Genomic DNA, 8,518 nt, shown 5'->3' with positions numbered 1-8,518 from the left:
TCCCGGAAGAGCCAGTCCCCGTGCGATATGCAAAGCGCTAAACAGATACTGCTCAAGTAATTTTAAGGAGGAGGGATGAACCAGGTAAATATTGGTAAAAAGATTAAAAAGTACAGGGAGATGGAAGAAGTGGGCCTGGAAGAGCTGGCCAAACGCAGCGGACTGGATGCGGAATTTATCCGTTCAGTGGAAGAGGACAATATGTACCCCTCCCTGGGGCCGCTTCTCAAAATTGCCCGTGGACTTGGAGTCAGGCTTGGGACCTTCCTGGATGACACCGTTGTCCAGGATCCTCTTATAGTGAGGCGGGAAGACAGACAGGAAGAGCTGACCATGCTCAAGGGAAAGGAAAAGCCGGCTGCACTGAAATTTTATTCCCTGGGAAAAGGCAAGAGCGATCGCAGAATGGAGCCGTTTTTCATAGAAGTTCTGCCTGAATCCGCCAGGGAAAAAAAGCTTTCCTCTCATGAGGGGGAAGAGTTTATCATAGTTGTTTCCGGAGAAATCGAGCTGATTTACGGCCAGAGCACTTATAACCTCAAGGCAGGTGACAGCGTCTATTACAATTCCATAGTCCCCCATAACCTGGCAGCCGGAGGCGACAACCCGGCCGGCATTTATGCTGTTCTGTTTTTTCCTGAATAAGAGAAAAACATACCCTATACACTGCGGAGAATATAATAATATGTGGGATAAGCCTTTGCGGGAAATAACCCTGGGTCAGCTTCTGGATGAAGCCGTGGATAATTATCCGGAAAATGAGGCCGTTGTATATGTAGACCGGGATTTTCGCCTGACATACAGGGAGTTTTCCAATGTTGTGGACCAGATGGCCAAGGGTCTGATGAGTCTGGGGGTGCAAAAAGGAGAAAAGGTCGCTGTTTGGGCCGGCAACGTTCCGCACTGGGTTGCACTGCAGTTTGCTACGGCCAGGATCGGCGCTGTGCTTCTCACCATCAACACCTATTATAAAAAGCACGAGCTGGATTACGTGCTGAGGCAGTCTGAGACCGAAAACATATTTATTATAGACGGGTTCAGAGATACAGACTATGTTAATACCCTGTACGAGCTTGTTCCGGAATTGCGGAACCAGCCCCGGGGTTACCTCAAAAATAAAAGATTTCCGCACCTGAAGAGAGTTTTTTTTCTAGGTCAGGAAAAGCACCGAGGCATGTATTCCCTGCCGGAACTGATGGCCCTGGGGGGGATGACCACTGATGGTCAATACCGGGCTCGTCAGAACCAGCTTGACCCGCATGAAGTGGTTAACATGCAGTATACTTCCGGCACTACTGGATTTCCAAAGGGAGTCATGCTCACCCATTACAACATTGTCAACAATGGATTCTGGATAGGAGAGCACCAGAAACTTACCCATGCAGACCGCATATGCCTGCCTGTTCCCCTGTTTCATTGTTTCGGCTGCGTCCTGGGAGTGCTGGCGGCTGTCAGCCATGCCAGCACCATGGTGATCCAGGAAGGATTTACACCACTGACGACAATGACGGCAATTGAATCAGAGAAGTGCACTGCCCTTTACGGCGTGCCTACCATGTTCATTGCTGTTCTGGAACACCGCATGTTTTCAAAATTTGACTACAGTTCTCTCAGAACAGGCATTATGGCCGGCTCACCCTGCCCGGTAAAGGTCATGCGACAGGTGATTGAGAAAATGAACATGAGCGAGGTAACCATATGCTACGGCCTGACCGAGACCTCGCCAGTGATGACTCAGACCCGTACTGATGATGACATTCGAAAAAAGACCGAGACAGTGGGCCGGCCCATGCCGGAGATAGAGGTACAGGTGGTGGATCCGGAAACAAATAAGGCCGTGGGACCTGGAGTGCAGGGCGAAGTCTGCTGCCGGGGTTACAATGTTATGCGCGGCTACTACAATATGCCCGAAGAAACCAGCAGGACCATTGACCCTGAAGGGTGGCTCCATTCAGGGGACCTGGGGGTTATGGACGAGGAAGGTTATCTGAGCATCACAGGACGCCTCAAGGATATGATCATCAGGGGCGGCGAAAATATTTATCCCAGGGAAGTTGAAGAATTTCTGTACACTATGGAAGGCATCAGGGATGTTCAGGTTGTGGGGGTTCCCAGTAATAAATATGGAGAGGAAGTAGTGGCCTTTGTTATCCTCAAAGATGGTTATGATTATGCATCCGAAGATGTCAGAGACTATTGCCGGGGCAAAATCGCCAGGTACAAGACCCCCAAGTACGTGTCTTTTCTAAAGGAATACCCTATGACCGCCAGCGGCAAGGTCCAGAAATACAAGCTGAGGGAAATGGCGGCAGAGCTTTTCCCCAGGTTATGAGATAAATAAGGAGTTCTTTTGATCATCTGTAATCCCTTAAGTTCCATGAGCCTCAAGGGGCTTCAGGGGCTGGTATTTGATTGTGACGGGGTTCTTTTTGATTCCAGGGATGTAAACGTCCATTTCTACAATCGAGTTCGCGGATATTTCGGGTTCGGACCCATCAGCAGTGATGAAGAAGAATTCGTGCATATGCATTCGGTCATGGACTCCCTGAGGCATATCCTGCCGCCGGAATGCCTGGATCGCCTGGACGAGGTCCGCGCGCACATAAATTACGTTGAACTTCTTCCATACATGCGCATGGAGGAAGGCGTACCGGAACTGCTGGAACTCCTGCGCAGCAAGAGGCTTCGCATTGCAGTCAATACCAACCGCACCAGTACCATGGACCCTTTACTGCAGATGCATGGACTTGCGGACTATTTCTGGCCGGTAATGACCGCCGGTCAGGTTAGCAGACCCAAGCCTCATCCTGAAAGCATGTACAGGATTCTGGAGCTCTGGTCCATACAGCCCCGGAATGTGGCTTTCATCGGCGATTCCGTGGTGGACCAGGCCACTGCTGGTAGTTCAGGAGTGCCTTTCTGGGCCTATAAGAATGAGTATCTGCAGGCAGAGATGCTGATACCGGATTTCTGGACTCTGAGGGAATTCATTGCCGGGAGGCTTTAATTTTTTTGGGAGGATATATGAATGTGTTGGGCAATTTTTTAATGGCTGTGGTAAGCGTGTTCGACATCTTGCTAACCCTGTATTTCTGGATTGTGATTATTTCCGCATTGTTGACCTGGGTCAATCCCGACCCTTATAATCCAATTGTAAGGGTGCTTCGCAACCTTACCGAACCGGTTCTTTACCGGGTCAGGACCTGGTTGCCGTTTGTGAACATTGGTGGAATAGACCTGTCACCCATTGTGGTTCTGGTGGGCATTCAATTCATAAAGATTTTTGTTGTCCAGTCCCTTTACCAGGCTGTTGCCGGCATAGGCTGAAACTGATTCTTTTTAACCGTTTAGAGTAGCCATTAACCAATAACAGGTGCGACTGTAAAAAGTCTTTTTTGCAGTCGGAGGAGTCAGAAGACAGTATCTGTTTAGCGCTTTGCATGTAGCACGGGGACTGTCCCCCTGGCCGGTACCTGCCCCCCTGAATGGTAACACCGGCGGTTACTCTGGGCCAAAGTTCTGAGGAAGAGGGTGTAAGATGGACATTTCAAAAATTGATATCCTGAACAAAAAATTTTCCACTTCGGTTCTAGGTTACAAAAAAAATGACGTGGAAATGTTTCTGCAGGAAGTGGCCGACTACGTCGGGGAACTGGCCGAAAAAAAATCCCTGCTGGATCAAAACATTAAGTACCTGGAAGAAAAATTGAAGGAACATAGAAGCAGGGAGGAAGTGCTGCAGAGCACATTACTTACAACCCAGAAAATGACTGATGACATCAAGGCTAATGCCAACAAGCAGGCCAAGATTATTGTCCAGGAGGCACAATCCAAGGCTGAAGACATACTCAGGCAGGCCCATAAGAGGTTGGCCCAGATTCATGAAGACATCTCGGAATTAAAAAAGCAGCGGGCACACTTTGAAATAAAGCTCAGGTCCATGATAGAATCCCACCTGAAGCTTCTGGAATCCCATGACGAGGAACACCTGCATCTGGAAGAGGCGGAATCCAAGCTCACGTTCCTCCAGAAATCGTGATTCTCAAGGGGATCAAGTTTTGTCGGGGTTGTCTGTTCAGCGCTTTGCTTTTTATAAAAGCTCTGAACAGATACTGTCGGGGACAGTCTGACATTTTTTTTAATCCACAGTACTTGCATGCAGTTTCTGGAAAAAATGGAACCCGGGTCATGGCGTCTCCGGGTCAGGGTCAAGCCCGGAGCCGCCAGGGATGAGATCCTGGGATTGCATGGGGGGCGCATCAAGATCAGCATCAAGGCACCTCCGGTTGATGGCAAGGCCAACAAGACCTTGTGCAGTTTTTTATCCAGATGTCTGGGCGTTGGAAAAAAACAGGTTTTTATTGAAAGAGGGCGTGGCAGCAGGAACAAGGATATTCTTGTAAGGGGAGTCCCGGAATCAGTTTTTGAAGCTTTTAAACAGGCACTTGAGAGTTAAAAGTAAAAGGTAAAAAGTAAAAGGTAAAAAAATCAGGCGGTTAAAGTTGATAATGTTCCTGACATTTTGAATCCTGGAAATTGTCAGTTAATACAAGAAGTTGCTAGAGAACTATCACTACAGCTAAACTTATAAAATACAGTATGGTATCTCAATTGGGGACAGGCACCCCCGCACTTATTTTTAAAATGCCGTCAAACATCCTTCAGAAAAATAAGTGCGGGGAGAGCCAGTCCCGGAGGTCAATAAATAAGTTTCGCTGTAGTGCTATTGACTGTCAAGATACAGGCACACTATTTTTTAAAACAAGGAGGTCATAAATGGAGCAACGTGAGCTGGATCTGATCGCCGAATACAGTGAAGAAGATGAAGAACTCAAAAGATTGTGGGAAAACCATCAAATGTTTGAAAAACAGCTGGAACGATATGAAAACAAACATTTTCTTACCCCCAGCGAGGAAATGGAAGTCAAGGATATAAAAAAGAAGAAACTGGCCGGCAAGACCAGGCTGCATGCATTATTAGAAAAATATAAAGCCAGGGAGGGGAAATAATATGGAGCTCACCGGAGCTCAGATCCTGCTTGAGAGCCTCAAGCAGGAGGGAGTACAACACATTTTCGGGTTTCCGGGAGGGGCGGTCATTGATATCTATGACGAGCTTCCCAAGTCATCCATCCAACACTTTCTTGTTCGACACGAGCAGGGTGCAGTACATGCTGCAGACGGCTATGCCAGGTCAACCGGCAAAGTCGGGGTATGCCTTGTGACTTCCGGACCAGGGGCAACCAACACTGTCACGGGTATCGCCACGGCCTACATGGATTCCATCCCGGTAGTTATTTTCACCGGCCAGGTTCCCACGGCGCTTATCGGTAATGATGCCTTTCAGGAAGTTGATATTGTGGGCATTACCAGGCCTTGCACCAAGCACAACTACCTTATCAAAGATGTAAAAGAACTCGCCCACTCCATAAAGGAGGCTTTTTACATTGCGGCCAGCGGCAGGCCGGGGCCTGTTCTCGTGGATTTGCCCAAGGACGTCATGCAGGCCAGGACTGAGTTTGAGTATCCCAAGACCATCAGCATGCGCAGCTACAACCCAAATTACACCCCCAACAGGAAGCAGGTTAAAAAAGCCGCCAGTCTGCTCTCCAAAGCCGAAAGGCCCCTGATTTATTCGGGGGGTGGAGTAATATCTTCTGAGGCAGGCGAGATAATGACCAGGCTGGCACGCAGGTTTTCCCTGCCGGTCACCTCCACCATGATGGGCCTTGGCGCCTTTCCGGGCAACGATCCCCTGTGGCTGGGCATGCTTGGTATGCATGGTACTTATGCCGCGAACATGGCTGTCAATAATTCCGATGTGCTGCTTTCCGTGGGGGCCCGCTTTGATGACCGTGTAACCGGAAAGGTCAATACTTTTGCTCCCAGGGCCAGGATTATCCATATAGACATAGATCCCACTTCCATTCGCAAGAATGTCAATGTGCATATCCCCATAGTTTCGGACTGCCTCAATGCCCTCACCGCACTGGAGGAGGAAATGGGGGAAATAACCGGTGTGCAATGGGAGGACAAGCATTCCTCCTGGGTCAAGACCGTCAAGGGATGGAACCAGGAACATCCCTTGCAGTACGAAACCGGCCCGTCCGGCAAGGTCAAACCTCAATACGTCCTGGAGAAACTCTATGAGCTGACCAAAGGTGAGGCCATCATCACCACGGAGGTGGGACAGAACCAGATGTGGGCCGCCCAGTTTTACAAGTACCACCGGCCCAGGACATGGATCAGTTCCGGCGGCCTGGGTACCATGGGATACGGATTTCCAGCCGCCATAGGGGCGCAGGTCGCCAATCCCGGCAAACTGGTCATCGACATCGCCGGGGACGGGTCTATTCAGATGAACATCCAGGAGATGGCCACCGCTGTCTGCTACAACCTGCCTGTGAAGATAATTATCCTCAACAACAGTTACCTGGGGATGGTCAGGCAATGGCAGGAACTGTTCTACAACAAGAACTACTGCGCCACCTGCCTGGATACGGCACCGGACTTTGTCAAGCTGGCCGAGGCTTACGGGGCCGAAGGATACCTGGTTGAAAAAAGCGAGGATGTGGTCCCGGTTCTCAACAAGGTCATTGCCTCGCCCAAGACCTGCATTGTGGATATCAAGGTGGAGCCAGAGGAAAATGTCTATCCCATGGTCCCTGCCGGGGCCTCGTTAACCGAAATGTTACTGGTCTAGGAGGCTGGCTATGCGACACGTTTTATCAGTACTTGTGGAAAACGAACCCGGGGTGCTCTCCAGGGTAGCCGGTCTTTTCAGCGGCCGCGGCTTTAATATCGACACCCTGAATGTCGGTCCTACCCTGGAAAAAGGGGTGTCCCTCATGACCATCAGCACCCATGGCGATGAGCAGATCATCGAGCAGATCATCAAGCAGCTTCGCAAGCTGATTACTGTCATCAAGGTTGTTGACCTGTCTGGTACCAAGGCTGTGGAAAGGGAAATGGTCCTCATCAAGGTTCATGCCACTGACAGCAGCAGGGCAGAAATCCTGCGCATTGTGGATATCTTCAGGTGCAAGGTGGTGGATGTCAGTATTGATGAGCTGACCATGGAAGTAACCGGGGACCAAGGCAAGATAGTTGCCATTGTCAATATGCTGCAGCGTTTCGGCATCAAGGAATTCGCCAGGACAGGCACTGTGGCTATGAAGCGCAGCATGCAGTTTTAGCCGGGCATATTCGGGTTTCTACTGTCAGTTGCCAATATTTCGGAACATGCCGTGACCGGGTATTTCCGCCCGCAGGCCTCCCGAACATATGTTAATGTATCCCAAAGCAGTTTAAGGAGCGATGAATGAAGGTTTACTACGAAAACGACGCGGATCTTTCAGTTCTAAAGGACAAGACCATTGCTGTCATCGGGTATGGCAGCCAGGGGCATGCCCACGCCCAGAACCTCAGAGATTCGGGGCTGAACGTAGTCGTCGGCCAGAGGCCTGGAGGCGACAATTTCAACCTGGCCAGGGAGCACGGCTTTGAGCCTGTGACAGCGGCCGAAGCAGCCGGACAGGCGGATCTCATCCAGATCCTGGTCCAGGACCAGTACCAGCCCGGGGTTTTTTACAATGACGTGTTGCCGCAGCTGAATTCCGGAAAGACCATGGTTTTCAGCCACGGTTTCAATATCCATTATAACCAGATTGTCCCCCCCAGGGACGTGGACGTGGTCATGATAGCCCCTAAGGGTCCAGGGCACCTTGTACGCCGCGAATACGCCAGGGGAGGCAGTGTTCCGGCCCTGGCCGCGGTTTATCAGGACCATAGTGGACAGGCCTGGGACAAGGCCCTGGCTTACGCCAAGGGTATAGGGGCCACCAGGTCCGGGGTAATCCAGACAACATTCGCCGAAGAGACCGAGACAGATCTTTTCGGAGAGCAGGCAGTACTTTGCGGGGGTGTCAGCGCCCTTATCAGGGCTGGTTACGAAACCCTGGTGGAGGCCGGGTATCAGCCCGAAGTGGCTTATTTTGAGTGTATGCACGAACTCAAGCTCATCGTTGATCTTTTGTACGAGGGCGGGTTTACCAGGATGCACTATTCCATCAGCGATACTGCTGAATATGGGGATTACACCCGGGGCGAGAGAATAGTGGGGCAGGATGTCAAGCAGGAAATGCGCAAGGTGCTGTCAGAGATCCAGGACGGCAACTTCGCCCGGGAATGGATACTGGAAAACAAGGCCGGGCTGCCGGCGTTTTATGCCCAGCGCAAAAAATACCACAGCCATGATATCGAGGAAGTAGGCGAAAGGCTTAGGAAAATGATGGCCTGGCTCAACAAGTAGAGTACAACTGAAGGGGCTGGTATTTCCTTCACCCAATTGTTCTAAAGCGGGCCATGCCCGCAACCCAATAAAGAAAAGAGTTTTTAGCCCACAGATCACACAGATGTACACAGATAAGAGAGGTTTTTTATGTGCATACCAGGAATACGCACCTGGTATGCACATGGTCTCCACCGCATCCGCGGTAGATACCGGGGAGTAATCTTC

The 8,518-nt window shown here is 50.4% G+C and carries 10 protein-coding genes; all 10 read left to right on the top strand.

From position 1 onward, the window contains the following. Positions 1-75 precede the first annotated feature (75 nt). The 10 genes from QZP87_RS08335 (at position 76) to ilvC (ending at position 8,311) form a co-directional block, all read left to right on the top strand. On the top strand, positions 76-645 hold the full coding sequence (locus QZP87_RS08335) for a cupin domain-containing protein (protein ID WP_291322461.1): 570 nt from the start codon (positions 76-78) through the stop codon (positions 643-645). A 40-nt stretch (positions 646-685) separates the two neighbouring features. Then, a complete protein-coding gene (locus tag QZP87_RS08330; protein ID WP_291322460.1) occupies positions 686-2,332 on the top strand; it encodes an AMP-binding protein in 1,647 nt (548 codons plus the stop codon). A gap of 18 nt (positions 2,333-2,350) precedes the next feature. After that, positions 2,351-3,007 (top strand): HAD family hydrolase, encoded by a 657-nt coding sequence (locus QZP87_RS08325; RefSeq protein ID WP_291322459.1) that lies wholly within the window; start codon positions 2,351-2,353, stop codon positions 3,005-3,007. A 17-nt stretch (positions 3,008-3,024) separates the two neighbouring features. Beyond that, positions 3,025-3,327 carry a YggT family protein gene (locus QZP87_RS08320; protein ID WP_291322458.1) on the top strand — a complete coding sequence of 101 codons (303 nt, stop codon included), beginning with the start codon at positions 3,025-3,027 and terminating at the stop codon, positions 3,325-3,327. A 211-nt stretch (positions 3,328-3,538) separates the two neighbouring features. Beyond that, positions 3,539-4,039, top strand: coding sequence for a DivIVA domain-containing protein (locus QZP87_RS08315; protein WP_291322457.1), 501 nt, complete (start codon positions 3,539-3,541; stop codon positions 4,037-4,039). A gap of 117 nt (positions 4,040-4,156) precedes the next feature. After that, complete coding sequence (locus tag QZP87_RS08310) at positions 4,157-4,456, top strand: DUF167 domain-containing protein (protein WP_291322456.1); 300 nt, start codon at positions 4,157-4,159, stop codon at positions 4,454-4,456. A 320-nt stretch (positions 4,457-4,776) separates the two neighbouring features. After that, on the top strand, positions 4,777-5,010 hold the full coding sequence (locus QZP87_RS08305; protein WP_291322455.1) for a DUF465 domain-containing protein: 234 nt from the start codon (positions 4,777-4,779) through the stop codon (positions 5,008-5,010). Position 5,011: 1 nt separating this feature from the next. Further along, positions 5,012-6,703, top strand: coding sequence for a biosynthetic-type acetolactate synthase large subunit (gene ilvB, locus QZP87_RS08300; protein WP_291322454.1), 1,692 nt, complete (start codon positions 5,012-5,014; stop codon positions 6,701-6,703). A gap of 10 nt (positions 6,704-6,713) precedes the next feature. Then, positions 6,714-7,196, top strand: a complete 483-nt coding sequence (gene ilvN / locus QZP87_RS08295) for an acetolactate synthase small subunit (protein ID WP_291322453.1) — start codon at positions 6,714-6,716, stop codon at positions 7,194-7,196. 125 nt (positions 7,197-7,321) lie between these two features. After that, positions 7,322-8,311 carry a ketol-acid reductoisomerase gene (gene ilvC / locus QZP87_RS08290; protein WP_291322452.1) on the top strand — a complete coding sequence of 330 codons (990 nt, stop codon included), beginning with the start codon at positions 7,322-7,324 and terminating at the stop codon, positions 8,309-8,311. The last annotated feature ends 207 nt before the right edge of the window (positions 8,312-8,518 follow it).

The sequence above is a fragment of the Desulfonatronospira sp. genome (assembly GCA_003563255.1).
In the GTDB taxonomy this organism is placed as follows: Bacteria; Desulfobacterota; Desulfovibrionia; order Desulfovibrionales; family Desulfonatronovibrionaceae; genus Desulfonatronospira.
This window is presented reverse-complemented; position numbering and strand designations above follow the sequence as displayed.

Excerpts from the sequence above, each read along its gene's own strand:
- QZP87_RS08335 (WP_291322461.1), top strand. The coding sequence starts at position 76 with ATGAACCAGGTAAATATTGGTAAAAAGATTAAAAAGTACAGGGAGATG.
- QZP87_RS08330 (WP_291322460.1), top strand. The coding sequence starts at position 686 with ATGTGGGATAAGCCTTTGCGGGAAATAACCCTGGGTCAGCTTCTGGAT.
- QZP87_RS08320 (WP_291322458.1), top strand. The coding sequence starts at position 3,025 with ATGAATGTGTTGGGCAATTTTTTAATGGCTGTGGTAAGCGTGTTCGAC.
- QZP87_RS08315 (WP_291322457.1), top strand. The coding sequence starts at position 3,539 with ATGGACATTTCAAAAATTGATATCCTGAACAAAAAATTTTCCACTTCG.
- QZP87_RS08310 (WP_291322456.1), top strand. The coding sequence starts at position 4,157 with ATGCAGTTTCTGGAAAAAATGGAACCCGGGTCATGGCGTCTCCGGGTC.
- QZP87_RS08305 (WP_291322455.1), top strand. The coding sequence starts at position 4,777 with ATGGAGCAACGTGAGCTGGATCTGATCGCCGAATACAGTGAAGAAGAT.
- ilvB (WP_291322454.1), top strand. The coding sequence starts at position 5,012 with ATGGAGCTCACCGGAGCTCAGATCCTGCTTGAGAGCCTCAAGCAGGAG.
- ilvN (WP_291322453.1), top strand. The coding sequence starts at position 6,714 with ATGCGACACGTTTTATCAGTACTTGTGGAAAACGAACCCGGGGTGCTC.
- ilvC (WP_291322452.1), top strand. The coding sequence starts at position 7,322 with ATGAAGGTTTACTACGAAAACGACGCGGATCTTTCAGTTCTAAAGGAC.